The 25,325-nt window shown below is 65.1% G+C and carries 24 protein-coding genes; 4 read left to right on the top strand and 20 right to left on the bottom strand.

All coding sequences use genetic code 11. The annotated features are described in order from the left end of the window. The 6 genes from cobA to AC3A6M_RS11690 are packed head-to-tail and all read right to left on the bottom strand — an operon-like array spanning position 1 to position 6,110. Complete coding sequence (gene cobA, locus AC3A6M_RS11715; protein WP_487852893.1) at positions 1 to 723, bottom strand: uroporphyrinogen-III C-methyltransferase; 723 nt, start codon at positions 721 to 723, stop codon at positions 1 to 3. Positions 724 to 775: 52 nt separating this feature from the next. Continuing rightward, a complete protein-coding gene (locus AC3A6M_RS11710) occupies positions 776 to 2,128 on the bottom strand; it encodes a sulfate adenylyltransferase subunit 1 (protein ID WP_487852892.1) in 1,353 nt (450 codons plus the stop codon). Beyond that, on the bottom strand, positions 2,128 to 3,081 hold the full coding sequence (gene cysD, locus AC3A6M_RS11705; RefSeq protein ID WP_487852891.1) for a sulfate adenylyltransferase subunit CysD: 954 nt from the start codon (positions 3,079 to 3,081) through the stop codon (positions 2,128 to 2,130). The genes AC3A6M_RS11710 and cysD overlap by 1 nt, the downstream gene beginning before the upstream one ends. A gap of 41 nt (positions 3,082 to 3,122) precedes the next feature. Beyond that, positions 3,123 to 3,839 (bottom strand): phosphoadenylyl-sulfate reductase, encoded by a 717-nt coding sequence (locus tag AC3A6M_RS11700; protein WP_487852890.1) that lies wholly within the window; start codon positions 3,837 to 3,839, stop codon positions 3,123 to 3,125. 20 nt (positions 3,840 to 3,859) lie between these two features. Next, on the bottom strand, positions 3,860 to 4,426 hold the full coding sequence (locus tag AC3A6M_RS11695; RefSeq protein ID WP_487852889.1) for a DUF934 domain-containing protein: 567 nt from the start codon (positions 4,424 to 4,426) through the stop codon (positions 3,860 to 3,862). Beyond that, positions 4,419 to 6,110, bottom strand: a complete 1,692-nt coding sequence (locus tag AC3A6M_RS11690; protein ID WP_487852888.1) for a nitrite/sulfite reductase — start codon at positions 6,108 to 6,110, stop codon at positions 4,419 to 4,421. Before AC3A6M_RS11690 ends, AC3A6M_RS11695 begins: the two co-directional genes overlap by 8 nt. A gap of 182 nt (positions 6,111 to 6,292) precedes the next feature. Here AC3A6M_RS11690 and AC3A6M_RS11685 point away from each other — a divergent pair, with 182 nt between their 5' ends. Together AC3A6M_RS11685 and AC3A6M_RS11680 are read left to right on the top strand one after the other, a co-directional pair. Continuing rightward, positions 6,293 to 7,234: a CysB family HTH-type transcriptional regulator gene (locus AC3A6M_RS11685; protein WP_487852887.1), complete on the top strand. Its 942-nt coding sequence runs from the start codon at positions 6,293 to 6,295 to the stop codon at positions 7,232 to 7,234. A 1-nt stretch (position 7,235) separates the two neighbouring features. Further along, positions 7,236 to 7,742, top strand: coding sequence for a hypothetical protein (locus AC3A6M_RS11680; protein WP_487852886.1), 507 nt, complete (start codon positions 7,236 to 7,238; stop codon positions 7,740 to 7,742). Positions 7,743 to 7,874: 132 nt separating this feature from the next. On the opposite strand, the gene AC3A6M_RS11675 is transcribed toward AC3A6M_RS11680, so the two are convergent. From AC3A6M_RS11675 to AC3A6M_RS11640, 8 genes are all read right to left on the bottom strand, one after another. After that, positions 7,875 to 8,747, bottom strand: a complete 873-nt coding sequence (locus AC3A6M_RS11675; RefSeq protein WP_487852885.1) for an endonuclease/exonuclease/phosphatase family protein — start codon at positions 8,745 to 8,747, stop codon at positions 7,875 to 7,877. Between the two features lie 142 nt (positions 8,748 to 8,889). After that, entirely contained in the window at positions 8,890 to 9,912 is a 1,023-nt protein-coding gene (locus tag AC3A6M_RS11670; protein ID WP_487852884.1) for a porin, read from the bottom strand. An 88-nt stretch (positions 9,913 to 10,000) separates the two neighbouring features. After that, the gene (locus AC3A6M_RS11665) at positions 10,001 to 11,155 is read right to left on the bottom strand and encodes a PAS domain-containing sensor histidine kinase (protein WP_487852883.1); all 1,155 of its coding nucleotides are present in this window, start codon (positions 11,153 to 11,155) and stop codon (positions 10,001 to 10,003) included. A gap of 75 nt (positions 11,156 to 11,230) precedes the next feature. Beyond that, positions 11,231 to 12,010, bottom strand: a complete 780-nt coding sequence (locus AC3A6M_RS11660) for a LytR/AlgR family response regulator transcription factor (protein WP_487852882.1) — start codon at positions 12,008 to 12,010, stop codon at positions 11,231 to 11,233. A gap of 57 nt (positions 12,011 to 12,067) precedes the next feature. After that, a complete protein-coding gene (locus AC3A6M_RS11655; RefSeq protein WP_487852881.1) occupies positions 12,068 to 13,468 on the bottom strand; it encodes a sensor histidine kinase in 1,401 nt (466 codons plus the stop codon). Positions 13,469 to 13,803: 335 nt separating this feature from the next. Next, complete coding sequence (locus AC3A6M_RS11650) at positions 13,804 to 16,197, bottom strand: sensor domain-containing protein (RefSeq protein ID WP_487852880.1); 2,394 nt, start codon at positions 16,195 to 16,197, stop codon at positions 13,804 to 13,806. 65 nt (positions 16,198 to 16,262) lie between these two features. Further along, positions 16,263 to 17,528, bottom strand: coding sequence for a nitronate monooxygenase (locus AC3A6M_RS11645; protein WP_487852879.1), 1,266 nt, complete (start codon positions 17,526 to 17,528; stop codon positions 16,263 to 16,265). Positions 17,529 to 17,630: 102 nt separating this feature from the next. Further along, positions 17,631 to 18,116 (bottom strand): YajQ family cyclic di-GMP-binding protein, encoded by a 486-nt coding sequence (locus AC3A6M_RS11640; RefSeq protein WP_487852878.1) that lies wholly within the window; start codon positions 18,114 to 18,116, stop codon positions 17,631 to 17,633. 119 nt (positions 18,117 to 18,235) lie between these two features. Between AC3A6M_RS11640 and murB the strand changes: the two genes are divergently transcribed. After that, positions 18,236 to 19,258, top strand: coding sequence for a UDP-N-acetylmuramate dehydrogenase (gene murB / locus AC3A6M_RS11635; protein WP_487852877.1), 1,023 nt, complete (start codon positions 18,236 to 18,238; stop codon positions 19,256 to 19,258). Here the strand turns inward: murB and AC3A6M_RS11630 are convergent. From AC3A6M_RS11630 to AC3A6M_RS11605, 6 genes are all read right to left on the bottom strand, one after another. Continuing rightward, positions 19,255 to 19,575: a YkgJ family cysteine cluster protein gene (locus tag AC3A6M_RS11630; RefSeq protein WP_487852876.1), complete on the bottom strand. Its 321-nt coding sequence runs from the start codon at positions 19,573 to 19,575 to the stop codon at positions 19,255 to 19,257. The two genes, murB and AC3A6M_RS11630, sit on opposite strands and share 4 nt — an antisense overlap. Positions 19,576 to 19,754: 179 nt before the next feature. Next, a complete protein-coding gene (locus AC3A6M_RS11625; protein WP_487852875.1) occupies positions 19,755 to 20,987 on the bottom strand; it encodes an argininosuccinate synthase in 1,233 nt (410 codons plus the stop codon). Positions 20,988 to 21,084: 97 nt separating this feature from the next. Next, entirely contained in the window at positions 21,085 to 22,011 is a 927-nt protein-coding gene (argF, locus tag AC3A6M_RS11620) for an ornithine carbamoyltransferase (protein WP_487852874.1), read from the bottom strand. A 40-nt stretch (positions 22,012 to 22,051) separates the two neighbouring features. Beyond that, positions 22,052 to 22,975: a ribosome small subunit-dependent GTPase A gene (gene rsgA / locus AC3A6M_RS11615; RefSeq protein WP_487852873.1), complete on the bottom strand. Its 924-nt coding sequence runs from the start codon at positions 22,973 to 22,975 to the stop codon at positions 22,052 to 22,054. After that, positions 22,972 to 23,316 carry a 4a-hydroxytetrahydrobiopterin dehydratase gene (locus AC3A6M_RS11610; RefSeq protein ID WP_487852872.1) on the bottom strand — a complete coding sequence of 115 codons (345 nt, stop codon included), beginning with the start codon at positions 23,314 to 23,316 and terminating at the stop codon, positions 22,972 to 22,974. Before AC3A6M_RS11610 ends, rsgA begins: the two co-directional genes overlap by 4 nt. Further along, the gene (locus tag AC3A6M_RS11605; protein ID WP_487852871.1) at positions 23,313 to 24,602 is read right to left on the bottom strand and encodes a M48 family metallopeptidase; all 1,290 of its coding nucleotides are present in this window, start codon (positions 24,600 to 24,602) and stop codon (positions 23,313 to 23,315) included. Before AC3A6M_RS11605 ends, AC3A6M_RS11610 begins: the two co-directional genes overlap by 4 nt. A gap of 124 nt (positions 24,603 to 24,726) precedes the next feature. On the opposite strand from AC3A6M_RS11605, the gene orn reads away from it, so the two are divergent. After that, entirely contained in the window at positions 24,727 to 25,311 is a 585-nt protein-coding gene (orn, locus tag AC3A6M_RS11600) for an oligoribonuclease (protein ID WP_487852870.1), read from the top strand. Positions 25,312 to 25,325: the final 14 nt, after the last annotated feature.

The following is a 25,325-nucleotide window of genomic DNA, read 5'->3' as shown; positions in this document are numbered from 1 at the left end:
TTAGTCGGGCGCCTGGTGGGGGCGGCGCTGGAGGGCCTCCCCGATCATCACCAGCACCGGGCCGCTCGCCGTGTCGAGGCCGTGCGCCAGGTCGGATAGGGTCAGGCGCAGGATGCGCTGGTCGGGACGGCTGCAGTTTTCGATCACCACCACCGGCAGCTCGGGCCGGCGCCCGAGCGCGAGCAGGCGCTCGGCGGTGGCGGCGGCTTCGCGCCCGCCCATGTACTGCACCATGGTGTCGGTTTCCGGCAGCGCGGGGTGCTCCGGATGGTCAGGCGCCGTGCTGGACGTGAAGAAGGCGACGCTGCGCGCCACGCCGCGCTTGGTGAGCGGCTGCCTGGTCGCGGCGGCGGCGGCCACCGCGGTGGTGATGCCGGGGACGACTTCGACCTCGATGCCGGCTTCTTCGAGGGCGCGCAATTCTTCGTCGGCGCGCCCGAACAGCATCGGGTCGCCACCCTTCAAACGCACCACGTTCCTGAAACGCCGGGCGCAGTCGACCAGCTGCTGGTTGATCAGGGTCTGGGCGGTGGAGCGCTGGCCGGAGCGCTTGCCGACCGAGATCTTCTCGGCCTGCGCGCACAGTTCCAGCATGTCGGGAGTGACGAGGGCGTCGTACAGCACGACGTCGGCCTGCGCCAGCAGGCGCGCGCCGCGTACGGTGATGAGATCGGCGGCGCCGGGACCGGCTCCTATCAAATACACTTTTCCCAGCACTGCCATATCTTCCTTTCACATACGCGTCGTCCGCGCGCAGGCGGGGACGACGTAGTACTTATTCGCCCAACCGGATCATACCCGCAGCCACGGTCTGGTGGGTCACTTCATCGATCAGGATGAACGCCCCGGTCGCGCGGATGTCTTCGTAGGCGTCGGCGGCCAGCGGCTGCTGCACGGCCAGTTCGATGCGCGCGATGTCGTTCAGCTTCAGGCCGTCGGCGGGGTTTTCCAGCGGCCTGCGCTGCTGGGTGTTCACGTCCAGGATGGACTCGATCGCCTTCACCTTGGCCATGGTCTGGCGGGTGCCGTGCTTGATCCAGTACTTGCGGCGCACGTCCAGCGGCTCGTCGGCCATCCAGCAGACGTCGGCCTTGACCTGCTTGAGCAGGGTGGCCGGTTGTGCGGCCCCGGCCAGCACGTCGCCGCGCGAGATGTCCACGTATTCGTTCAGCAGCAGGGTGATCGACTGGCCGGCCACCGCGCTTTGCAGGGAACCGTCGAAGGTCTGGATTTCCTTGACCGTGGCTTCGACGCCGGACGGCTGCACGACCAGCTTGTCGCCGACCGATACCTTGCCCGACTCGATGCGGCCCATGTAGCCGCGGAAATCGTTGGCTTCGTGGCCGTTGTGGCGCGCCACCAGCTGCACCGGGAAGCGGAACGGCGCGTCGTGGGTCTCGTCGTACACGCTGATCGATTCCAGCAGTTCGATCAGGGTCGGGCCCTGGTACCACGGCATGTTGTCGGTCTTCTCGACCACGTTGTCGCCGGCCAGGGCCGACAGCGGGATCGCGGTGATGTCCTGCAGGCCGAGGCTCTGCGCGAACCCAGTGTAGGCTTTGATAATGCGCTCGTACACCGTGCGGTCGTAGTTCACCAGGTCCATCTTGTTGACGGCCACGATCACGTGCTCGATCTGCAGCAGCTTGGCGATGGTCGAGTGGCGCTTCGTTTGCGTGAGCAGCTCGACGCTGCCGTCGTCGTTCAGCTTCACTTTCGACACGTCCACCAGGATGATGACGGCGTCCGCGGTCGAGGCGCCGGTCACCATGTTGCGGGTGTACTGCTCGTGGCCCGGCGTGTCGGCGATGATGAACTTGCGCTTCGGCGTGGCGAAGTAGCGGTAGGCCACGTCGATCGTGATGCCCTGTTCGCGCTCGGCTTCCAGGCCGTCGGTCAGCAGCGACAGGTCGATCGTGTCGCCCACGGTGCGCTTGTGCTTCGAGCGCGACACCGCCGCCAGCTGGTCGGCGAAGATGCCCTTGCTGTCGTACAGCAGGCGGCCGATCAGTGTGCTCTTGCCATCGTCGACGGAGCCGGCGGTGATGAAGCGCAGCAGGCTGGCCTGGCCGGACTGGTCGGCGGCGTGGTTCAAGTCTTTGTCAGAGGTGACGATGCGGGCGTTCATCAGAAATATCCTTGTTTCTTGCGTTTTTCCATCGACGCTTCCGAGGTCTGGTCGTCCATGCGGGTCGCGCCGCGCTCGGTGATCTGGGTGATCGCGGTTTCGGCGATGATGTCGGCCGGGGTCGAGGCGGTCGAGGCCACCGGGCAGGTGCAGGAGATGTCGCCGACGGTACGGAAGCGCACGGTGCGGGTCTCGACCTGCTCGCCTTCGCGGGCCGGGGTCAGCGGGGTCAGCGGCACCAGCAGGCCGTTGCGCGGGATCACCTGGCGCTCGTGCGCATAGTAGATCGGGGGCAGGGCCAGCTTTTCGCGGGCGATGTACTGCCAGACGTCGAGCTCGGTCCAGTTCGAGATCGGGAACACGCGCATGTTCTCGCCCGGGTGGACGCGGGTGTTATACAGGTCCCACAGTTCGGGGCGCTGGGCTTTCGGGTCCCACTGGCCGAATTCGTCGCGGAAGGAGAAGATGCGCTCCTTGGCGCGGGCCTTTTCCTCGTCGCGGCGGGCGCCGCCGATGCAGGCGTCGAAGCCGTGCTCGGCGATGGTCTCCAGCAGGGTCACGGCCTGGGCTGCGTTGCGCGAGTCGGTTTGCGGATTGCGCAGGCGCACGGTGCCCTTCCTGATCGATTCCTCGACCGAGCCGACGATCAGGCGCTCGCCCAGCTCGGCAACGCGGGCGTCGCGGAAGGCGATCACTTCGTCGAAATTGTGGCCGGTATCGATGTGCACCAGCGGGAACGGGAATTTACCGGGGCGGAAGGCCTTTTCGGCCAGGCGCAGCAGCACCACGGAATCCTTGCCGCCCGAGAACAGCAGGGCGGGATTCGCGCACTCGGCCGCCACTTCGCGCAGGATGTGGATCGCTTCCGATTCGAGGGCGTCGAGGTGGCGCGCATTCACGTCGCCGAGTGCGCCAGGGCTGGACGCCGCCGGGATATCAATAAAATTCGTCATGGTGACTGTGCCTATGGATGTCTTGTGTTCGTCCGTCCCGCTCAGGCGGCCACGGATTTGATACGGATGAGTTTGCCGTCGACCAGGTGCAGGCCGCATTCCTTGGATTCGGGGTTTTCCCACCACCAGCGGCCGGCGCGGATGTCCTCGCCCGGCTGGATCGCGCGGGTGCAGGGTTCGCAGCCGATCGACGGGTAGCCGCGCTCGTGCAGGCTGTTGTAGGGCACGTCGTTGGCGCGGATATATTCCCAGACATCCTGCTCGGACCAGTCGGCGAGCGGGTTGAACTTGGCCATGCCGTGCGCCGCGTCGTCTTCCTGCACGGCCAGATCGGCGCGGGTGGTCGACTGGGCGCGGCGCTGGCCGGTGATCCAGGCCTTCTTGCCGGCCAGGGCGCGCCCGAGCGGCTCGACCTTGCGCACATGGCAGCAGCCCTTGCGCATCTCGACGCTGTCGTAGAAGGCGTTCAGGCCGTTCTTGCTGACGTATTCCTCGACCAGTTCCGGCTGCGGACGGTACAGGGCGATGTCATGGCCGTAGTGGGCCTTGACCTTGTCCAGCACTTCCAGGGTTTCCTTGTGCAGGCGGCCGGTTTCCAGCGAAAAGATGGAGATCGGCAGGCCGGCTTTCAGGATCAGGTCGGTCAGGACCATGTCCTCGGCCGCCAGGCTCGATGCGAACACGGCCGGCGAAAAATCGCGCGCGATGCGCTCCAGGATGCCGCGGGTTTCTTCTACCCGTGCGTGCAGGTCGCTCATGGTTTCTTCCTGTTACCTGATTAGATACCGGCGCCGACGTCGCTGTGCTCCAGCGGAACGTCGCGCTGATGGCGGCGGAACAGCGGCAGCGGCTGGTCGATTGACGCCTGGTAGGTTTCCGAAAACACGGTCAGGCCCTTCAGGGCGTCGTGGATCGAGCGGTCCTGGCGCGTCGCATAGGCATCGAAGCCGCAGCGCTGCATCTGGAACAGCTGGTCGCGCAGCACGTCGCCGATCGCGCGCAACTCGCCCGTGTAGCTGAGGCGCTTGCGCAGGTTGAAGGCGATCGAATAGCCGCGGCCGTCGCTGAACTTCGGGAAGTCGACGGCGATCAGCGCGAACTTGTCGAGGTCTTCCTTGACGCTCGCCGCCAGTTCGTCGGAAGCGAACCAGATGCCGATCTGGCCGGCGCGGGCGAGCAGCGTGTCGCGCTGCGCCTGCCAGACCTTCAGCGGCACGATGACCTTGCCGGCCCGGACCTCGATGCTCTCGGGCACATCGCCCTCGTCGAGGCGCAGCACGCTCCAGTCGTCGGCGACGACCTCGCGGCCCTTGATGATCTGGGCGTGTTGTTGAATATTAGGCATATTGGTCTTCTCCGACAGCCAGTTCGCCGGTCGGAATCGGCGTGGCATACACATGTTCCTTGAATGGCGCGATGCCGAGGCGCTGGGCGACGTCGACGAAGCGCTCGCCCTCGACGCGCTCGCGCAGGTAGACGTCGAGCAGGCGCTGCACGACTTCCGGCATCTGCGAGGCCGAGAACGAGGGGCCGATGATCTTGCCGAGCGCCGCCTGGTTGCCCTGGGCGCCGCCGATCGACACCTGGTACCACTCGGCGCCGTCCTTGTCGACGCCCAGCACGCCGATATGGCCGACATGGTGGTGGCCGCAGGCGTTGATGCAGCCCGAGATGTTCAGTTCGATGTCGCCGATGTCGTGCTGGTAATCGATGTCGTCGAAGCGCTGGGCGATGGCGGCCGCGATCGGGATCGATTTCGCGTTCGCCAGCGAGCAGTAGTCGCCGCCCGGGCAGGAAATGATGTCGGTCAGCAGGCCGATGTTCGGCGTCGCCAGGCCTTTCGACTTGGCCAGCTGCCAGACCTCGAACAGCTTCGATTGCTCGACATCGGCCAGCACCAGGTTCTGCTCGTGGGTCACGCGCAGTTCGCCGAAGCTGTAGCGGTCGGCCAGGTCGGCCACGAAGTCCATCTGCTCGGCGGTGGCGTCGCCCGGCGGCACGCCGGTCTTCTTCAGCGACAGCACGACCGAGGCATAACCCGGGATCTTGTGCGGCTTGACGTTGCGCTGGAGCCAGTTGGCGAAGGCCTTGTTGTCTTCATGGCCGGCGCGCGGATCGATGCTTTCCAGCTGCTCGTACGGCGGCGGGTTGAAGTAGGCGGCGACGCGGTCCACTTCCTCGCGGGTCAGGGTCTCCGGGCCGTCCTTGAGGTCGGCGAATTCCTGCTCGACCAGGCGTGCGAATTCCTCCGGACCGGTGGCTTTCACCAGGATCTTGATGCGGGCCTTGTACTTGTTGTCGCGGCGGCCGAACTGGTTGTACACGCGCATGACCGCCTCGAGGTAGGTCAGCAGGTGCTGCCAGGGCACGAACTCGTTGATGACGCTGCCGATGATCGGGGTACGGCCCAGGCCGCCGCCGACCATGAACTTGAAGCCGACTTCGCCGGCGTCGTTGCGCACGGCGGTCAGGCCGATGTCGTGCACGGCGATCGCGGCGCGGTCCGCGACGGCGCCGTTGACGGCGATCTTGAATTTACGGGGCAGGGCGATGAACTCGGGGTGGAAGGTGCTCCACTGGCGGATGATCTCGCAGAACGGGCGCGGATCGATGATCTCGTCCGCGGCCACGCCGGCGAACTGGTCGGTCGTGGTGTTGCGGATGCAATTGCCCGAGGTCTGGATCGCGTGCATCTCGACCGAGGCGAGGTCGGTCAGGATGTCCGGCGTCTGCTCCAGCTCGATCCAGTTGAACTGGATGTTCTGGCGCGTCGTGAAGTGGCCGTAGCCGCGGTCGTAGGTGCGGGCGATGTGGGCAAACATGCGCAGCTGCTTGGTGGAGAGCAGGCCGTAGGGCACGGCGATGCGCAGCATGTAGGCATGGCGCTGCATGTACAGGCCGTTCTGCAGGCGCAGCGGCAGGAATTCTTCTTCGGTCAGCTCATCGTTGAGGCGGCGCTGTACCTGGTCGCGGTATTGGGCGATGCGCTCGCGTACGATGAGGTGGTCGTATTGGTCGTAACGGTACATGGCATGGATCCTGGTTACGGCCGCCCGCCTCATGAAACGGCGAGGGGCCCGGTAGACTATGCGGAATATTAATAAAATGGCGTCTTATTCCAAACTACTGAGAATTTATTTGCTTATATGAGCCAGCGGCATAAGCAAGCTTGTAAAATGCGGATACCGCTGTTATCAATACAAAAAGGGCAATGAACCTACATCAATTGCGCTTCGTCCGCGAAGCGGTCCGCCAGAACTTCAACCTGACCGACGCCGCCAAGGCGCTGTTCACGTCCCAACCCGGGGTCTCCAAGGCCATCATCGAGCTCGAAGAAGAGCTCGGGGTCGATATCTTCACCCGCCATGGCAAGCGCATCCGCGGCCTGACCGAGCCGGGACGGCTGGTGCTGGAATCCGTCGAGCTGATCATGCAGGAGATCGAAAGCCTGAAGCGGATCGGCAAGGAATACGCGGCCCAGGACAGCGGCAGCTTCACCATCGCCACCACCCACACCCAGGCCCGCTACATGCTGCCGAAGGTGGTGCAGGCCTTCATGCAGCGCTTCCCCAAGGTCCGGCTGTCGCTGCTGCAGGGCAATCCGCGCCAGATCGCGGAGATGGTCAAGAACGACCAGGCCGACCTGGCCATCGCCACCGAATCGATCGCCGCCGTCGACGGCCTGATCACGCTGCCGTGCTACCAGTGGGAACACGTGCTGGTGCTGCCGCACGAGCATCCGCTGACCCGGTCGAAGGCGATTTCGCTGGAAGAGATTGCGAGTTATCCGCTGATCACCTACGATGCCGCCTTCGCCGGCCGCAGCAAGATCGACCACGCCTTCGAACTGCGCAACCTGAAGCCCGACGTGCTGCTGGAAGCGATCGACGCCGACGTCATCAAGACCTACGTCGAGCTGGGCATGGGCGTGGGCATCATCGCCGGCATGGCCTTCGACCCGGAGCGCGACCGCAACCTGCGCGCGATCCCGGTCGGCCAGCTGTTCGGGATGAACGTCTCGCGGGTGGCGGTCAAGCAGGGCGCTTATTTGCGCAGCTATATTTATACTTTCATCGAGCTGCTCGCGCCGACGCTCAACCGCAAGATGGTCGAGTCGGCGATGCGCGGGACGGCCGACAACTACGAGCTGTAACATGGATCACGACGATTACGAAGACTACGAAGACGGCGACGAGGACATCTCCGACCGCGAGATGGACCTGGAAGACGTGCGCGAGCAGGTTGCCGAGCTGACCGACGGGCACGAAACGCTGACCCTGACCGGCGAGGATGGCGCGGTGCCGCCGATTCCCGACGACGCCAGCGGCTACGGCGCGGTGGTGGCGGAATTCTGCTGGTCGCGCCTGAAGCGCGAGGAGCAGGACGCTTTCCTGGCCAAGGTACGCAAGGCGGCCGGCAAGAATGCGCTGCTGGTGCTGCTGGACGACGTGTATGTCGAAGGGACCAGCAATCCGGTGGCGCGCACCGATGCGCAGGGCAATACCTATGAGATGGTGAACGCGCCGGATGGCGCGCGGGTCGAACGCCCGATGAGCTATCCGACCGACAGTGCGCTGCGCAAGCGCCTGGCGAACGTGGCCAAGGAAATCAGGGTCGCGCGCTGGGAGTATTTCTGGGTGCTGACCTGCCGGTTGAAGTAAGGGCCGGGTTGCTGATCAGTTCTGAACCGTCGATTCTTCGGCGGTTTTTTTTCGTTTGATCTGCTCCTAGCCACGCTTTTTTGGCCACAAGGCAAGCGCAGCCAGCCCAGCAAATCCCCGATGCTCCGCGCGCTACCTGAACACGACCCGCGCAACGACCGGAAAATGATCGGATGGATATCGACGATCGAGCGAATCGCTCAAGGCCCCATACTTGAGAACATCGAAATGCCGGTCGACGAAAACATAGTCGATGCGCTGGGTCGGCACCTCGTCGACATGGAAGCCGTTGAAGGTGCCGGCCGGTCCGTACGGAGGCGCCTTGCTGGCCTGGTAGGCGTCGCGCATCGCCTTCGACATCGTCTGGATCTGCACCGTGTCCGGCGTCGAGTTGAAGTCGCCCACGCAAATGGCCGGTTCGCCGCGGGCGATCTCGGCGATCTTGCGTAGCATCAGATCGGCCGAGGCGCGGCGCGCCACTTCGCCTTCATGGTCGAAATGGACCGAGAAGACGAACAGCACGCGCGAATTGCTGCGGTCGCGCAGGCGCGCCCACGATGCGAGGCGGTGGCAGCACCTGGCGTCCCAGCCGAACGAGGGACGGTCGGGCGTTTCGCTGAGCCAGAAATCGCCCTTGTCCAGCAGCGCAAAGCGGCTCTTGCGGAAGAAGATCGCGGAATGCTCGCCGGCGTCCTTGCCATCGTCGCGGCCGACGCCGACATGGTCGAATTCTTCCATTTGCGCCAGGTCGGCGATCTGGTCGGGAAGTCCTTCCTGCGTGCCGATAATGTCGAACTCGTGATAGCGAATCAGCGCTTTCACCATTTCCTTGCGGGCAGGCCAGGCGTTCGGCCCATCTCCAGCGTGGTTCAGGCGCAAGTTATACGTAGCGACATTGATCGGCGCCGATGCATGGGGGGCTGCCGATGCGGCAGGGGTGAAGCCCACGCCAAGCAGCATCGCCATCGCGAGGACGGACGTGAGAAGGGAAAGGATTCTTTTCATTGGAGTGGTCCTGAAAACTTGTGCCTGATCGGAACAAGGTTAATCATAAGCCACTATCCATCTTGCGCAAATGAAAAAGGGCGCGCGAAGTGCCGCGGAAGCAGGCGATGCCCGCCTCCGCGATGCCGTCAGCCGGAGCGGCTTAGAACGTGTGACGCAGGCCCAGCGAGAACACGTCCGGATCGGCGCCCAGCGCGGTCGCGGCCGGTGCGATGGTGACCGACGACGAGCTCAGGCCGAACGCGCTGCTGCCGTTGTTGTCCAGGCTGGCGTAGCTGGCGTAGAGATTGGTGCGCTTGGACAGCGAGTAGGTGTAGGCCAGCGCCCAGGCGTTGCCCTTGGCGGCGCCCTGTTTCTGCTGCTGGAAGTTGGCGTACACGCGGTGCGGGCCGAACGGCATCGAGCCGCCCAGGTTGACTTGCTTGTACTTCGCGGCCGTGCCTTCGCGGTCGGCTTCCATCCAGTTGGCCTTGACTTCGAAGCCGCCCAGCTGGTCGAACTTGTAGGCGGCGCCGATCGCCGATTCCTTGTCCTTGTCGGCCGCCACGCGGTTGATCTCATGGTAGGCCGCACCCAGGTACAGGCCGCCCAGCGTGTACTCGACGCCCACGCCCTTCAGGTCGCCAGAGGGGGTGTTGGCGGCGGTGACTTCGCCGGCCGCGTAGGCCGCCAGCACCTTCAGGCCGTTCCACGAGGACGACTTGTAGTTGACCGAGTTCGCCAGGCGGCGGGTCAGGCGGTTAGTGGTGAAGGCCGACAGGTTGCTGCCGTAGAAGCCCTGGCCGAAGGCGTCGGTGGCGCCGGCGACGGAGGCGATCGGCGAGTATTCGCGGCCCAGGGTCAGGGTGCCGAAGCCGCCTTCCAGGCCGACCACGGCGCGGCGGCCGAACAGGGCCGAGTCGCCGGCGCCGGTATCGATCGCGGTACCGGCTTCGAGGTTGAAGATGGCTTTCAGGCCATTGCCCAGGTCTTCCGTGCCGCGGAAGCCGACGCGGCTGCTCGACTGGTTGCCCGAGTTGACCACGGTGGTGCGGCCGCCCAAGCCGCCGGTGTCCTGGGACGAGATGGCAGCATCGAGGATGCCGTACAGGGTCACGTTGGTCTGGGCGGCGGCGAACAGCGGGGTAAGGGCGACCAGGGTGGCGGCCAGGCGTTTGGCTTGCATTCAGAACTCTCCAGGTAGATGACGAAACAGATCGTGAAACGAGCTGCATCTTATTGAAGAGATATTTCCTGTTGATGACAAAAGGAAATCAGACGAGGTGCTCATGCACCGGCAGCACGATGTCGATCCGGGTGCCGGGCGGTTCGTCGGCGCTGACGCTGATCTCGCCGTTCATGGCCCAGACCCGTTCGCGCATGCCGATCAGGCCCAGCGATTCGGCCTTTTCCATGTCTTCGGGACGGATGCCGCGGCCGTCGTCGCGGATCGTGACCAGCAGCTCGCTGTTCGAGCGGAACAGGTTCATGGTGACGCTGCTCGCCTGGGCGTGGCGCGCGATGTTGGTCAGCGCCTCCTGCACGATGCGGAAGATCGCCGTGCTGGCGGCATCGTCCAGGCGCAGCTCGGCCTCGTCGGCCAGCAGGGTGCAGGAGATGCCGTAGCGCTCCACGAAATCGTCGCGCAGGCCCTTCAGGGCGAAGTACAGGCCGCCTTCGTCGAGGGCGCGCGGGCGCAGGTTGGTGGCGATGCGGCGCAGCGAGGCGATCGCCGTCAGCAGGTTCTGTTCCATGCCCGCCATCAGGTGCAGGCTGTCGCCGGGAATGCCGTCGGTCTTCTGCAGCAGGTTCAGGTCCATGCGCAGCGAGGCCAGGATCTGCCCGAGGTCGTCGTGCAGCTCGCGCGCGATGTGGGTGCGCTCTTCCTCGCGGATGGTCTGCAGGGCGGCCGACAGCTGGCGCAACTGGTCGTGCGAACGGGTCAGCTTTTCCTGCACCCGCTTGCGCTCGGAGACGTCGCGCATGATCACGGTGTAGAAGGGCGTGCCTTCGTTCGCGCGCGAAATCGAGCCCTCGATGGGAAAGCGCTGGCCGTCGGCGCGCAGGCCGGTGACGGCGTAGTCGGTGGCGCGGCGGCCGGCGCGCCCGCTGCCGGCGCGGAACATGTCGGGCGGCCCCTCGATGTCGGTTTCCGCTTCGGCCGGCTCGATGTAGCGCGTCAGCGGGCTGCCGACCATCTGCTCCACGGTGGTGCCGAACAGGACGGCCGCCGCCGGATTGGCCATGACGATCCGGTAGCTGCCGTCGGTGGAGACGATGGCGTCGTTGGCGTCGTGAACGATCTGGCGGCTGGCCGGCACGGTGTCGAGGTCTCCGGGAGACAGGCGGCCCAGTCGACGGCCCGCAGCGAACCCGGCCAGGAACCAGATCGCGGCCCAGGCGGTCGAGCGAAGGCGCTGTCGTTTCATGGATGCGGTTGGAAAACGACCCGCAAAGCGGGTCCGGCATCTACCTTACGCGGCGGCGCCCCGGCGTGGCTTGATTTACATCTGTTTGAACAAATGCAGGAAGCTGCGGCTGACCTCGAGCTTGTCCGAGCGGCCCTTGATGAGGACAAGGTGGCGGCCGCGGATGTCGCGCGTCACGCCTTCGATCGCGTTGACGTTGACCAGGGTCGCACGGTGGATCTGCCAGAACAGGGACGGGTCGAGTTCCTCGGCCAGGTCGCGCACCGGCTTCCTGATCAGGGCCTCGAACTTCTCGGTCTGCACGCAGGTGTACTTTTCGTCCGAGCGGAAGAACAGGATTTCCTCGACCGGGATCATGCGCAGGTCCTGGCCGATGCTGGCCTGGATCCATTGCAGGTACTTCGGCTTCGGCGCGGCGATCTTCTCGGCCAGCTGCGACAGCATGGCGGTCACGGTGTCGCTGGCGTTGGCGCTGGCGGTCGCCTGGCCGGCCGGCGTCGCCAGGCGCTCCTTCAGGCGCTCGACGGTGATCTGCAGGCGCTCCGGCTCGGGCGGTTTCAGCACGTAGTCGACGGCGCCGCGCTCGAAGGCCTCGACCGCGTACTGGTCGTAGGCGGTCACGAACACGACCTGGCTGGCGCCGCCGATGTCGCGCGCGGCCTCCATCCCGGTCTTGCCCGGCATGCGGATGTCGAGGAAGGTCAGGTCCGGCTTGAGCGCGGACACCAGCTGCACGGCTTCGTCGCCGTTCTTGGCTTCGCCGACGATCTCCAGTTCCGGCCATACCTGCGACAGGCGGGTACGGAGCAGGTCGCGCATCAGTCTTTCGTCATCGGCAATGATTGCAGTAGGCATGGCAAAAAGGATAAGTGGCAGAGTGACGATTATTCAACGAAATCGCCCGCCAGGCAATCATTTCGATGCCAGTTGATAGGGCACTTCGATGGTGGCGATCACGCCGCTCGGGATGTTGGCGGCGATGTGCAACTGGCCGGCCTCGCCGTGCAGCAGCTTGAGGCGTTCGCGGATGTTCGACAGGCCCAGCCCGGTGCCCTTGCTGGGCATCACGCCGAAGCCGACGCCGTCGTCAGCCACGGTGACGCGCAGCTTGCTGTCGGCGATCTCCGCCTTCACCGCCAGGTGGCCGCCTTCGGGCTTGCATTCCAGGCCGTGCTTGATCGCGTTCTCGACCATCGACTGCAGCATCATCGGCGGGAAGGCGGCGCTGCGCAGGCCGTCCGGCACCTGGATGTCGACCGTCAGCCGCTCTTCCATGCGCATCTTGAGCAGGTCGAGGTAGGAAGTGACCATGTCGACTTCGCGCCCGAGGCTGGTGGTGAGGTTGGCGTCGCGCATCTGCGGGATCACGGCGCGCAGGTACTGGATCAGGGTGCGCTGCATGGCCGAGGCGCGCGGCGGGTCGGTCTCGATCAGGTGCTCGACCGAGGCCAGGGTGTTGAACAGGAAGTGCGGCTCGACCTGGGCCTGCATGGCGGCCATCCTCGCTTCGGACAGCTGGCGCTGCATCGATTCGCGCTCGGCCACCGCGGTGGCGCTCTGCATCTCGGCTTCGGCGCGCTTCTTGCCGCCCATCAGGGCCTTGGTGCCGAACAGGGCCATCACCAGCAGCCAGACGAAGCTGGTGAACCAGGTCGAAGCCTGCTTGTGGTAGCTCCTGGCCTTGGCTTCGGCGGCATCGTCGACCGCCGCCTCGATCGCGTCGGACAGTTCTTCGCCGATCTGCGGCGGCAAATCAATGTGGACTTCCTCGCCGTTCGCACCGCGGATCAGCTTGGCGCCCGGGCGGGCATCGCCCTTGCCGCGCACTGCCGGCGGCTGGGGCGGCTGCGGCGGGCTGGCCCCGTCCGGCGCCTTGCCGCCGGCCTCGGCATTCGCACCGGCTTCGGCGGCGTTCTTGCCGGCCTCTTCGGCGGACTTGCCGGCCTCTTCGGCGCGCTTGAGCGCGTTCTCCGCGATCCGTCCGGCGGCCTGGGCCGCCTTGTCCGCCTTTTCCGCATCTTCCTCGTTGCCGCGGCGCTGCTTGGCGCGCGGATTGATATGGATGCCGCTGTCGTCGATCGTGATGGCAGGCTCGGCCTTGCGTGCGTTACGTTCCGTGCGGGTGATTTCTTCCTCGCCGCCGGAGAACAGCTCGTCCTGCAGGATTTGTCCGGCAACCAGCATCAGCGCGGCGAACAGGAAGAACTTCCACCACGACAGCTGCGTCACCCAAGTCGCGACCGCGTCGAACGCGTGGTACAGCCACGACAGGGTGTTGGAAAAAGTCTGCTGGGTCGAACGCCGGGTCTGCATGGAGCTCTTCTTGAGTAAACGGTATCGAATCGGCGAGTGTAACTGCTAGCACCTGTACCGGCAGGAAAACCCGTTCTTTCCCCCATCATCACTGTTGGGATGTTGCAACTTTAATTCCTCGCCGCCGCCAATGCCAGCGGAATGCGACAGCCTGCAGGAACGGGGGAGTGGATTGCAGATCAGGTGCAATGGCGACTATGAAAGATGCAGTTGATTCGACGGATTTACGTCGGAAGGCTAAAAGGTTTTTAACCGAAGTTGTAGGGTTGTGCTCGGAAAGCGTAGCGCGCACCGTAGGCCGCGCCCCGGGCTGCGCAGTAGCTTTACGAGCACAACTATGCTGGCTGGCGGGTCTTCACCATTTGCTGCGCCGCGTCCGCCGCCAGCGGCTCGCTGAACCAGATGCCCTGCAACTGGTCGCAGCCATGCGATTTCAGGAACTCCACCTGGCTGCCGTTCTCCACGGCCTCGCCGACCACTTCCATGTTCAGGTTGTGCCCGATGTCGATCAGGCTCTTCACCAGCGCCCGCGTGCCGTCCGTGATCCCGTGCACGGTGCTGCGCGACAGCTTGATCTGGCCGGCTTCGAGCTGCTGAAGGAAGGCCAGGTCGCACAGGCCGGCGCCGAGTCCGTCCACCGACAGGGGGATGCCGAGCGTGCGCAGCTGGCGCGACAGGTCGCGCCCGAGCCCGGGATTGCGCAGCAGGGCGTCGATCGGCAGGTCGAGCTGCAGGCTGTCGGCCGGCAGGGCATGGCGCGCCAGCATGGCCGACAGGTTCTCGACGAAATCGTTCTGGCTGAATTCGCGGTAGCACACGTTGACGGTGACCGGCACGTCGCGCACGTCGAGCTGGCGCAGCTGGGCGGCGAAGGCGCAGGCCTGGTCGAGCACGCGCTGGCCGATCGGCACGATCACGCCATGCTCTTCCGCCTCGGCCAGGAAGCGGCCCGGCGCCAGCACCCCGTGGTCCGGATGGCGCCAGCGCAGCAGGGCCTCGAAGCCCATCACCCTGCCGGTGCGCAGCGAGACGCGCGGCTGGTAGAGCAGGAACAGCTCGTCGTTCCCGAGCGCATGGTGCAGGCCTTCTTCGATCTTGCGCCTGGCGTCGCTGCTCGAGCGCATGTCGGCCGAGAAGAAGTGCACGTCGTTGTGGCCCTTGCCCTTGCCGTGGTACATCGCCACGTCGGCGGCGCGCACCAGTTCGGTAGCGGTGCTGCCGTCGTGCGGATAGAGCGCCACGCCGACGCTGGCGCCCACCGGGATCTCGCGGCCGTTGAACGACACCGGGATCGCGAAGCTCTGGCGCAGCCGCTCGACCATGCGCAGCGTGAAGCGCAGCGAGGGCTGGTTCGCCAGCACCAGCACGAATTCGTCGCCCGACATGCGCGCCACCGTGTCGCTGTCGCGCACCGAGGCCTGCAGGCGCCGCGCCACCACCTGCAGCACCACGTCGCCGGCTTCGTGGCCCAGGGTGTCGTTGATGGTCTTGAAGTTGTTCAGGTCGATCAGCACCGTCGCTACCAGCGACTTATGCCGCTGCGCCACGTGCACCGCCTGTTCCAGCCGGTCCCACAGCAGGTTGCGGTTGGCCAGCCCGGTCAGCGCGTCGTGGTTGACCTCGTGCTCGAGGTGGGCGGTGCGCTGCATGGTCGCGGTGACGTCGTTGATGACGCCGATGAAATGGGTCACCGTGCCCTGTTCGTCATGGACCGGGGTGATGTTCAGGTCGTTCCAGAACAGCTCGCCGTCCTTGCGCAGGTTGCGCAGCACCACGTTGACCGCGCGCCGGGCCGCGATCGCTTCGCGCAGCTCGGCGCGTTCGGCCGTATCCATGCCGGCGGCGGCCATGAAGCGCGGATCGCGCCCGACCGCATCCGCCGCGCTGTAGCCGGTAATGCGTTCGAAGGCCGGGTTGACGTATTCGATCGGGTTGTCCTTCCCCTCGGCGCGGGCGATCACGATGCCGTTGCTGGCCGCGTGCAGGGCCCGTTCGCGCAGGCGCAGCTGTTCCTCGCGCTGGCGCCGTTCGCCGATGTCGATGCCGATGCCGAACACGTATTCGCCGCCGTTGCAGTGGACCCGCGTGCCGCGCAGCAGGACCGGGATCTCCTTGCCGTTCCTGGCGACGAAGTCGAGTTCCAGGCGCATCTCCGCGCCTTCCTCGAACACGCGGCGGATGGCCTTGGCCAGCAGCGGGCGCTGGGCCAGGTCGAGCAGGTCGGGCGCGCGCGAGGCCGCGAGTTCTTCCGGCGTCATGCCGGTGAGGCGCTCCACGTTGTGGTTCCAGAGCACGAAGCGGCCCTCGCGGTTGAGGGCGTAGAAGGTGCCGGGAAAGAGGTCGACGACGGCCGACAGCGGCGTGCTCGCCACGTGCTCGGACTCCGGGGCGCCGCGCTCGAAGCCGGTGGTGACGGCAATGGCGCAGCCCAGCGGCTTGCCGGCGGCGTCGAACTGCGGGGCCAGCGCCAGGGTGGCGGAGAAGATGCGGCTGTCGCTGCAGCGCAGGTCGGCGTTGATCTGCGCGCCTTCGGGATGCTGGGCGAGGGCGGCCCAGCCTGCGGTCCAGGCGTCGCGTGCGCTGGCGACGAAGAGGCCGGTGACGGGGCGGCCGAGGGCGCCCTCGGCGGGCATGCCGAACAGGGCCTCGCAGCCCCTGTTCCAGGTAATGATGCTGCCCGCGTCGTCCGTCATGAAGACGGCGCGGGCGGGAGGATCGGTGTCGAACATGCGGTTCCCCTGTGCAAGGCCACCGCTATTGGACAGCAGTTCCGGAGAACTGTTCCGCCTGAACGTCAGGCGGCGGCTTCCTCGCGCGGCGGTAGGGCGATCTGGTTGTCGATGCTGAACTGGTAGTCCTTGAACACGTGCTCCGCGGACAGGATCTGGTAGCTGCCATCGGCCAGCTTGTGGGTCGTGTCCTTCAAACGGTGGGTCATGGCGCCGCAAGTCCAGCAGTTGAAGTTGCGCATGTGCGTGCACAGGCAGGTCTTGTCGAACACGCGGATGTTCTTCGAGTCCGGGTTCGCCTGCACCTCGCGGTTGTACGAGTTGATGTAGGCGCAGTTGCCGGTGGCGTCCAGCAGGTAGCCGTAGGATTCGCAACCCGGGCGGATGCCCGAGCCGATCGCCGGGGTCTGCTTCAGCATGCGCATCGGATAGCCGGTCGGCGAAACGCCGTTGACGATGATGTCTTCCTCGCTGGCGCGGTAGTACTCCTGCTTGACATCGTCCGGCAGGCCGCACTCGTGGGTCACGGTGAAGCGGGTCGCCACCTGCACGCCGCCGGCGCCTTTTTCCAGGAAGCCGGCCGCGTCCGAACCGGTGAAGATGCCGCCCGCGGCGATCAGCGGGATGTTCAGCTGCTCGGCGCGCATGAAGGCGTGGATCTCGTCCATGATGGTGTGCAGGTCGTACTGCTGCCAGTCGTCGATGCCGAAGCCCAGGTGGCCGCCGGCCAGCGGGCCTTCGACGATGATGTAGTCGGGCAGGCGGTCCAGGCGCGAGACCTTGCGCAGGAACAGCTGCAGTGCGCGCACGGACGAGACGATGATGCCCAGCTTGGCGTCGCGGAAGCGCGGGTGGTCCTTGATCAGTTCGAACGAGCCGAGGTGCAGGCCGGCCGACATCGTGATGCCGTCGATGCCCGCGTCGAGCGCGGCCGACAGGCGGGTGCGCAGGGTTTCCTTCGGCGCGTTCATGGTCAGCTTTTCCATGCAGTTCACGAAGATCAGGCCATCGCCTTTCTTCGCCTGCATGGTCGCGCCCACGTGCAGGCGGGTGGCTTCGGCCAGGCGGTCGAGGTCGAACTGGACCACCGACTTGTCCATGTTGTTGATGTTGAACTTGTAGAGCTTGGTCTTTTCCTTGACGAAGCTCGTATCGAACTTGCGGTCCGAGACATCCGGAACCATTGCGTCGGAAATATGGCCAATGCCGCCGAGGCGTGCCGCCTCCAGCGCCAGTTCAGACGTCGAGATATCGACCCCCATTCCGCCGATCATGATGGGCACATATTCCTTGTTGCCCAAACGCAGGCGGAAATCATCAACACGTTTCATTGCATTCCTTACCAACCAAAGACTAATCGCCCGCCATTCTACCTTAGGAGAACGCGGGCGGAGAGGACCATTTACCGCACGGTCGTGCGGTAAGGGTGACCTTTAATCGCGGAAATTGTTGAAGGCCAGCGGCAGGTCCGTGACGTCCTTGCGCAGCATGGCGATCGCTTCCTGCAGGGTATCGCGATCCTTGCCGGTGACGCGCACGGATTCGCCCTGGATCGAGGCCTGCACCTTCATCTTGCTTTCCTTGATCAGCTTGGTGATCTTCTTGGCGTCTTCGCTCTCGATGCCGTTGCGCACTTTCAGCACCTGCTTGACCTTGTCGCCGCCGATCTTCTCGATCTTGCCTTCGTCCAGGAAGCGCACGTCGACCTTGCGCTTGGTCATCTTGTTCAGCAGGACGTCCTTGACCTGGCCGATCTGGAAGTCGGAGTCGCCGAACAGCGTGATTTCCTTGTCCTTCTGCTCGACCTTGGCCGAGGTGCCCTTGAAGTCGAAGCGGGTCTCGATTTCCTTGCTCGAATTTTCGACGGCGTTCTTGACTTCAACCATGTCTGCTTCGCAGACCACATCAAACGATGGCATCTTGTGTTCCTTTTGTTTTACCGGGGTGTAGATAACGATATTGTAACGGACGACACAGGCGCCTGGCGTCCGGGCGCCTGTTTCCCACTATAATCAGCGGGCCAACTCCGGACCCAGCCATGCACGCACTGCCCATCGAACACGACATCTCTCTCCAGCAATTCAATACTTTCGGCATCCCGGCCCGCGCGCGGCGCTACCTGCGCGTGGAAGACGCCGCGCAGCTGGCCGCCGTGAGCGCCGATCCCACCCTGGCCGCGCTGCCGCGCCTGGTGCTGGGCGGCGGCAGCAACCTCCTGATCACGCATGCCGAGATCGACTTGCTGGTGCTGCACATGGCCCTGGTGGGCAAGGAGATCGTCGGCGAGACGCCGCAGGCCATCCTGGTGCGCGCCCGCGCCGGCGAGAACTGGCACGGCTTCGTGCAATGGACCCTGGAGCAGGGCCTGGGCGGGCTGGAGAACATGTCGCTGATCCCGGGCACGGTCGGCGCCTCGCCGATCCAGAACATCGGCGCCTACGGGGCCGAGGTCAAGGACCTGTTCCATTCGCTCACCGCCTTCGATTTCGCGTCCGGCACGGTGCGCACGATGGACGCCGCGGACTGCCGCTTCGGCTACCGCGACAGCGTCTTCAAGCACCAGGACGGACGCAGCCTGGCCGTGCTGGACGTGACCTTCGCGCTGCCGCGCGCCTGGACGCCGAACCTGCGCTACGCCGAGCTGGCCCGGGAGCTGGACGGCGTCGCGGCGCCGACCCCGCGCCAGGTCTCCGACGCGGTGGTCGCGATCCGCCGCCGCAAGCTGCCCGATCCCGCCGAGATCGGCAATGCCGGCAGCTTCTTCAAGAACCCGGTGGTCGCGGGCGAGCACTGCGCCCGCCTGCTGGAAACCTGGCCGAACCTGGTCCACCACCGCCAGCCCGACGGCAGCGAAAAGCTGGCGGCCGGCTGGCTGATCGACCAGTGCGGCTGGAAGGGCAAGAGCATGGGGCGCGCCGGGGTCTACCCGAAGCAGGCGCTGGTGCTGGTCAACAATGGCGGCGCCAGCGGCGAGGAAGTGCTGGCGCTGGCGCGCGCGATCCAGGCCGACGTGCAGGCGCGCTTCGGCGTGCTGCTGGAGCCGGAACCGGTGATGATCTAGGGCGCCAGCGGCGGCAGCCCGTGGCGCGCCCTGGCCTGCAAGCACTTGTCGTCGCCGATCTGCACTTCGCGGCAGGGACCGGGACGCTGCGCATACACGCGGCAGGCGAACGCCCCGTCCGGAGAATGTTCCAGGGCCGCGCAATGCGGCTGCCTGGCGTTGGTGCCGGCCATGCAGGCCAGGTGCGGATTGACCTGTTCGGTCAGGGAGGCAGGCAGGCCACGCTCTTCGGCTTCGGCCCAGTAGAAGGAAACCCGGTAGCTCATGCAGCAGGCGCCGCAGGAGAGGCAGGGGTTGGTGTCGCTCGTGTCGCTCATGTCGGTCGCGGGAAGAAGCGCATATGTTAGCCGCTTCTGATCAAGCCCGCAGCATGCGCAGTCGAGACGCACGCAAACTTGGGTCCCCGCCTGCGCGGGGACGACGGTGTTAAGGCTGCGGGTAATAAAAAAGCCGCCGACCCTTCCGGATCGGCGGCTTTCGCATTCCATCGAACGGTTTATTGACCGCGCTTGGCCTTGGTCTTCGCAGCGATGCGCATGCGCAGTGCGTTCAGCTTGATGAAGCCGCCCGCGTCCGCCTGGTTGTAGGCGCCGCCGTCTTCGTCGAAGGTGGCGATGTTCATGTCGAACAGCGAGTCGGTCTTCGAGTCGCGCGACACCACGATCACGTTGCCCTTGTAGAGCTTGACGCGAACCCAGCCGTTGACGTTCTGCTGGGTGTGGTCGATCAGGGTCTGCAGCGCGACGCGCTCCGGGGCCCACCAGTAGCCGTTATAGATCAGCGATGCGTAGCGCGGCATCAGGTCGTCCTTCAGGTGCGCCACTTCGCGGTCCAGGGTGATCGATTCGATCGCGCGGTGGGCGCGCAGCATGATGGCGCCGCCCGGGGTTTCGTAGCAGCCGCGCGACTTCATGCCGACGTAGCGGTTTTCCACCAGGTCGAGGCGGCCGATGCCGTGCTTGCCGCCCAGGCGATTCAGCTCGGTCAGCACCTGGGCCGGGGTCATCCTGACGCCGTTCAGGCCGACGATGTCGCCGCGCTCGTATTCGATGTCGAGGTACTCGGCCTGGTCCGGCGCCGCTTCCGGCGACACGGTCCAGCGCCACATCGATTCCTCGGCTTCCGCGCTCGGGTTTTCCAGGTGGCGGCCTTCGAAGGAGATGTGCAGCAGGTTGGCGTCCATCGAGTAGGGCGCGCCGCCGTTCTTGTGCTTCATGTCGATGTCGATGCCGGCGTCTTCCGCGTACTTCAGCAGCTTTTCGCGCGACAGCAGGTCCCATTCGCGCCACGGGGCGATGATCTTGACGTCCGGCTTCAGCGCATAGGCGCCCAGTTCGAAGCGCACCTGGTCGTTGCCCTTGCCGGTGGCGCCGTGCGAGATGGCGTCGGCGCCGGTTTCATTGGCGATTTCGATCAGGCGCTTGGCGATCAGCGGACGCGCGATCGAGGTGCCCAGCAGGTACTCGCCTTCGTAGACGGTGTTCGCGCGGAACATCGGGAACACGAAGTCGCGCACGAATTCTTCGCGCACGTCGTCGATGTAGATGTTTTCCGGCTTGATGCCGAACTTGATGGCCTTGGCGCGCGCCGGTTCCAGCTCTTCACCCTGTCCCAGGTCGGCGGTGAAGGTAACGATTTCGCACTTGTAGTTATCCTGCAGCCATTTGAGGATGACCGAGGTATCGAGGCCGCCGGAGTAGGCGAGGACTACTTTTTTAATGTCGCTCATGGGAGTTCCAGTGAATGAGAGAGGGAGGGGATGATGGTCAGCCGGCCCGGATGCCCGGGCCGACGATCAAACTAGATTAGTGTGGTGATGGTGCGGATTACTTGTCCTCGATGCGGCCCAGCAGCAGGTACTCGATCAGCGCCTTCTGCACGTGCAGCCGGTTCTCGGCTTCGTCCCACACCACCGATTGCGGACCGTCGATGACTTCGGCCGCCACTTCCTCGCCGCGGTGCGCGGGCAGGCAGTGCATGAACAGCGCGTCGGGTGCGGCACGCGCCATCTTGGCGCCGTCGACCATGAAGCCGTCGAAGGCTTTCAGGCGTTCGGCATTTTCTTTTTCGTAGCCCATGCTGGTCCACACGTCCGTGTTGACCAGGTGCGCGCCCTGGCAGGCATCTAGCGGGTTCTCGAAGAAGGTGTAGTTCTTCGTCGTGACCAGCGCCGGGTCGATGTCGTAGCCCTTCGGGGTCGACACGTTCAGGTGGAAGCCGAATACCTCGGCCGCCTGCAGCCACGAATACAGCATGTTGTTCGCGTCGCCGATCCAGGCGACGGTCTTGCCGGTGATCGAACCGCGGTGCTCGTGGAACGTGAACACGTCGGCCAGCACCTGGCAGGGGTGGTGTTCGTTGGTCAGGCCGTTGATCACCGGGACGCGCGAGTGCGCGGCGAAACGCTCGATGATGTCCTGGCCGAAGGTGCGCACCATGATGATGTCGCACATGCGGCTCATCACCTGGCCGGCGTCTTCCACCGGCTCGCCGCGGCCCAGCTGGCTGTCGCGCGTGTTCAGGTAGATCGCCGCGCCGCCCAGCTGGTGCATGCCGGCCTCGAACGACAGGCGGGTGCGGGTCGAGTTCTTCTCGAACACCATCACCAGGGTGCGGTCGATCAGCGGATGATAGATCTCGTAATTCTTGAACTTGCGCTTGATGACAGCCGCGCGCTCGATGACGTACTCGAATTCTTCACGGGTGAAGTCGGAGAACTGCAGGAAGTGCTTGATGGGATTCTGGCCAGCCATGTTATGTCGGGGATGCGGGGATCCTATGAATTATATGCCATCAATACAGGGTCTGTTCGGACTCATGTAGCAATTGCGCATAAAGCTCGTGCCGGATGCGTGCGATTTTGCCATCCTTGACCGCCTCCAGGATCGCGCACTGGGGTTCGGCCAAGTGGCGGCAGTTGTAGTACTTGCAACCGCCCAGGAAGGGCTTGAACTCGACGAAGGCGCGTTCCAGCATGCCCTCCGTCAGGTGGTACAGGCCGAATTCCTGGAAACCCGGCGAGTCGATGATCTGGCCGCCGCCGCCGCCGCTGCCGTCTTCCGACTTCGGCAGGCGGTACAGGCGCGTGAAGGTCGTGGTGTGCTTGCCCGTGTCCAGCGCTTCCGAGATCTCGCGCACGGCGATGTCGGCGTCCGGCACCAGCAGGTTGATCATCGAGGACTTGCCCATGCCGGACTGGCCGATGAAGATCGAGGACTGGCCCTTCAGCAGCGGCATCAGTGTCGCCACCGTGCCTTCGGGATCGGCCCTGGCCGAGACCTCGTGCAGCGGATAGCCGAGGCTCGCGTACAGGCCCGCGCGCTCGCGCGCCCGCGCCAGCGGTTCGGTCACGTCGATCTTGTTGAGGATCAGGTGGGCCTCGACGCCGGCCGCCTCGCAGGCCACCAGGGCGCGCGAGACCAGGTCGTCGGCGAAGCTCGGTTCGGTGGCGACGACGATGAACAGGCGCGTGATGTTCGCCGCCAGCAGCTTCGATTTATATTGGTCGGAGCGGTAGAGCAGGGTGCTGCGCTCGGCGATCTTCTCGATCACGGCCTGGTCGTTCGAGGTGCGCTTCAGGTGCACGATGTCGCCGACCGCGACGTTGGTCTTCTTGCCGCGCGTGACGCATTGGAGGAATTCGCCGTCGACGTCGGCCAGGTAATGGCGGCCGTGGGCGGCGACGATGGTGCCGGTCAGTTCAGCCGTCTTGTTCATGCGCCGGCCCGTCCCGCGTACAGCGCGTCGGCCTTGGCCGCGCAGATCAGGTCGTTCTCGCTGATCCGGTTGCCGGCCGAATGCGTGGTCCACGACGCCGTGCAGCGGCGGTAGCCGACCTGCAAGTCAGGATGATGGTCTTCGCGGTGCACCATGAAGGCCAGCGCGTTCACGAATTCGATGGTCTCGTGGTAGTCGCGGAACACGAACTCGCGCACCAGGCGGTGGCCGTCGATGCGCCAGTCCGGCACCTCGGGCAGCAGGGCGGCGAGGGCCGCATCGTCCAGCGCCGGGGCGCCGTGCGTGCAGTGGCGCTGGCCCAGCGGCAGCGCGGCGCTCATGCGGGCTCCATGCCGGCGCCGGCCAGGTTGCCGGCTTCGTGCAGGCGGCGGATCCGGATCGAGGCCGGCGGATGCGAATCGTAGAACGCCGAATGCAGCGGGTCGGGCGTCAGGGTCGAGGCATTGTCTTCGTACATCTTGACCAGGGCCGAGACCAGGTCGCGCGCATCGCTATGGCTGGCGGCGAAGGCGTCGGCCTCGAACTCATGCTTGCGCGAGGTGATCGAGGTGAGCGGCGCGAACGGGAAGGTGAACACCGGCAGCACCAGCATGAACAGCAGGAGCGCCATCGCGTCGTTGTTCTGGCCCAGCAGCGGCACTACGCCCAGGCCGGTGTAGAACCACACCTGGTTCTTCAGCCAGCCGAGCAGGGCCAGGAAGGCCAGCGACAGCGCGAACGCCACCACGATGCGCTTGACGATGTGCTTCAGCTTGAAGTGGCCCAGTTCGTGGGCCAGCACGGCTTCGATCTCGGCAGGGGCGAGTCGTTCCAGCAGGGTGTCGAAGAAGACGATGCGCTTGTTGGCGCCGAAGCCGGAAAAATAGGCGTTGCCGTGCGCCGAGCGCTTGCTGCCGTCCATCACGAACAGGCCTTTCGAGGCAAAGCCGACGCGCGCCATCAGGCCTTCGATGCGTTGTTTCAGGTTGTCGTCGGCGAGCGGCGTGAACTTGTTGAACAGCGGCGCGATGACGGTCGGGTAGATCACCATCAGCAGCAGCTGGAAGGCGCTGAAGGCCAGCCAGGCATACAGCCACCACAGCGCGCCGCTGCGCTCCATCAGGGCCAGCACCACCCACAGGAGCGGCAGGCCGATCGCGGCGCCGAGCAGGGCGCCCTTGAGGGTGTCGGCCAGCCACAGCTTGATCGTCATCTTGTTGAAGCCGAAATGCTGCTCCAGCACGAACTGGAAGTAGTACGTGAACGGCAGGTCGAGCAGCCCGGCGATGACGACGTAGGCCACGACCAGCGCGACCTGGTGCGCCATGCCCGGCCCGAAGGCATGCAGCAGCGCCGTCGACAGCGCCTGCAGGCCGCCCAGCAGCGTGAAGCCGATCAGCACCACGCCGCTGTACAGCGCATGCATCAGGCCGAAGCGGGTCTTGGCGACCGTGTAGTCGGCGGCCTTGCGGTGGGCCTCGAGCGGGATCCTGCCGGCGAATTCGGCCGGCACCTGTTCACGATGAAGCAGGACGTGGCGGATGTGCCGGCTCGCCAGCCAGTACCGCAATACCAGGGTCAGCATGAAAAAAATGACGAACAAAACCGAAAACGCGAATGAAAGCATCGTGTGCCTGTGAGAAAATCCTGTTTTTCGGGGCCGGATTCGGGGTCAGAGCACAACCGTGAGAACCGTGCTCTGACCCCGAATCCATCCCCGACTGCCTAGAGCCACTTATAAAGAACAGATTATGTCACAAGCCAACGAAACCCAAGCCCCGACCACGACCCCGCGCCCCAACGATATGAACCTCGTCTGGCTCGACATGGAAATGACCGGCCTCGATCCGGATACCGACCGCATCATCGAAGTCGCCGTCGTCGTGACCGATGCCGAACTGAACATCCTGGCCGAAGGCCCCGTGTTCGCCATCCACCAGAGCGACGAGACGCTGGACAAGATGGATGCCTGGAACAAGGGCACGCACGGCAAATCGGGCCTGATCGACCGCGTGAAAGCCTCGACCGTCGACGAAGCCCAGGCCGAAGAGCAACTGATTGCCTTCCTGAAACAGTGGGTTCCGGCCAACAAGTCGCCGATGTGCGGCAACTCGATCTGCCAGGACCGCCGCTTCATGGCGCGCGGCATGCCGAAGCTGGAAGCCTTCTTCCACTACCGCAACCTGGACGTGTCGACCCTGAAGGAGCTGTGCCGCCGCTGGAAGCCGGAACTGGCGTCCGGCTTCAAGAAGGCGCAGAAGCACACCGCGCTGGCCGACATCGTCGAGTCGATCGAAGAGTTGCGCTATTACCGCGAACATTTCATCAAGCTGTGATGCGCAAGCTGTGA

It is taken from the genome of Telluria sp. Soil_C_11 (assembly GCF_057657395.1).
This window is presented reverse-complemented; position numbering and strand designations above follow the sequence as displayed.

Excerpts from the sequence above, each read along its gene's own strand:
- AC3A6M_RS11650 (WP_487852880.1), bottom strand. The coding sequence starts at position 16,197 with ATGTTCGACACCGATCCTCCCGCCCGCGCCGTCTTCATGACGGACGAC.
- AC3A6M_RS11630 (WP_487852876.1), bottom strand. The coding sequence starts at position 19,575 with ATGAGCGACACGAGCGACACCAACCCCTGCCTCTCCTGCGGCGCCTGC.
- AC3A6M_RS11640 (WP_487852878.1), bottom strand. The coding sequence starts at position 18,116 with ATGCCATCGTTTGATGTGGTCTGCGAAGCAGACATGGTTGAAGTCAAG.
- AC3A6M_RS11665 (WP_487852883.1), bottom strand. The coding sequence starts at position 11,155 with ATGAAACGACAGCGCCTTCGCTCGACCGCCTGGGCCGCGATCTGGTTC.
- AC3A6M_RS11655 (WP_487852881.1), bottom strand. The coding sequence starts at position 13,468 with ATGCAGACCCGGCGTTCGACCCAGCAGACTTTTTCCAACACCCTGTCG.
- AC3A6M_RS11605 (WP_487852871.1), bottom strand. The coding sequence starts at position 24,602 with ATGCTTTCATTCGCGTTTTCGGTTTTGTTCGTCATTTTTTTCATGCTG.
- argF (WP_487852874.1), bottom strand. The coding sequence starts at position 22,011 with ATGGCTGGCCAGAATCCCATCAAGCACTTCCTGCAGTTCTCCGACTTC.
- cobA (WP_487852893.1), bottom strand. The coding sequence starts at position 723 with ATGGCAGTGCTGGGAAAAGTGTATTTGATAGGAGCCGGTCCCGGCGCC.
- AC3A6M_RS11680 (WP_487852886.1), top strand. The coding sequence starts at position 7,236 with ATGGATCACGACGATTACGAAGACTACGAAGACGGCGACGAGGACATC.
- AC3A6M_RS11710 (WP_487852892.1), bottom strand. The coding sequence starts at position 2,128 with ATGAACGCCCGCATCGTCACCTCTGACAAAGACTTGAACCACGCCGCC.
- AC3A6M_RS11645 (WP_487852879.1), bottom strand. The coding sequence starts at position 17,528 with ATGAAACGTGTTGATGATTTCCGCCTGCGTTTGGGCAACAAGGAATAT.
- AC3A6M_RS11675 (WP_487852885.1), bottom strand. The coding sequence starts at position 8,747 with ATGAAAAGAATCCTTTCCCTTCTCACGTCCGTCCTCGCGATGGCGATG.
- AC3A6M_RS11660 (WP_487852882.1), bottom strand. The coding sequence starts at position 12,010 with ATGCCTACTGCAATCATTGCCGATGACGAAAGACTGATGCGCGACCTG.
- AC3A6M_RS11700 (WP_487852890.1), bottom strand. The coding sequence starts at position 3,839 with ATGAGCGACCTGCACGCACGGGTAGAAGAAACCCGCGGCATCCTGGAG.
- AC3A6M_RS11695 (WP_487852889.1), bottom strand. The coding sequence starts at position 4,426 with ATGCCTAATATTCAACAACACGCCCAGATCATCAAGGGCCGCGAGGTC.
- AC3A6M_RS11690 (WP_487852888.1), bottom strand. The coding sequence starts at position 6,110 with ATGTACCGTTACGACCAATACGACCACCTCATCGTACGCGAGCGCATC.
- AC3A6M_RS11610 (WP_487852872.1), bottom strand. The coding sequence starts at position 23,316 with ATGAGCGCCGCGCTGCCGCTGGGCCAGCGCCACTGCACGCACGGCGCC.
- rsgA (WP_487852873.1), bottom strand. The coding sequence starts at position 22,975 with ATGAACAAGACGGCTGAACTGACCGGCACCATCGTCGCCGCCCACGGC.
- AC3A6M_RS11670 (WP_487852884.1), bottom strand. The coding sequence starts at position 9,912 with ATGCAAGCCAAACGCCTGGCCGCCACCCTGGTCGCCCTTACCCCGCTG.
- AC3A6M_RS11685 (WP_487852887.1), top strand. The coding sequence starts at position 6,293 with ATGAACCTACATCAATTGCGCTTCGTCCGCGAAGCGGTCCGCCAGAAC.
- cysD (WP_487852891.1), bottom strand. The coding sequence starts at position 3,081 with ATGACGAATTTTATTGATATCCCGGCGGCGTCCAGCCCTGGCGCACTC.
- AC3A6M_RS11625 (WP_487852875.1), bottom strand. The coding sequence starts at position 20,987 with ATGAGCGACATTAAAAAAGTAGTCCTCGCCTACTCCGGCGGCCTCGAT.
- orn (WP_487852870.1), top strand. The coding sequence starts at position 24,727 with ATGTCACAAGCCAACGAAACCCAAGCCCCGACCACGACCCCGCGCCCC.
- murB (WP_487852877.1), top strand. The coding sequence starts at position 18,236 with ATGCACGCACTGCCCATCGAACACGACATCTCTCTCCAGCAATTCAAT.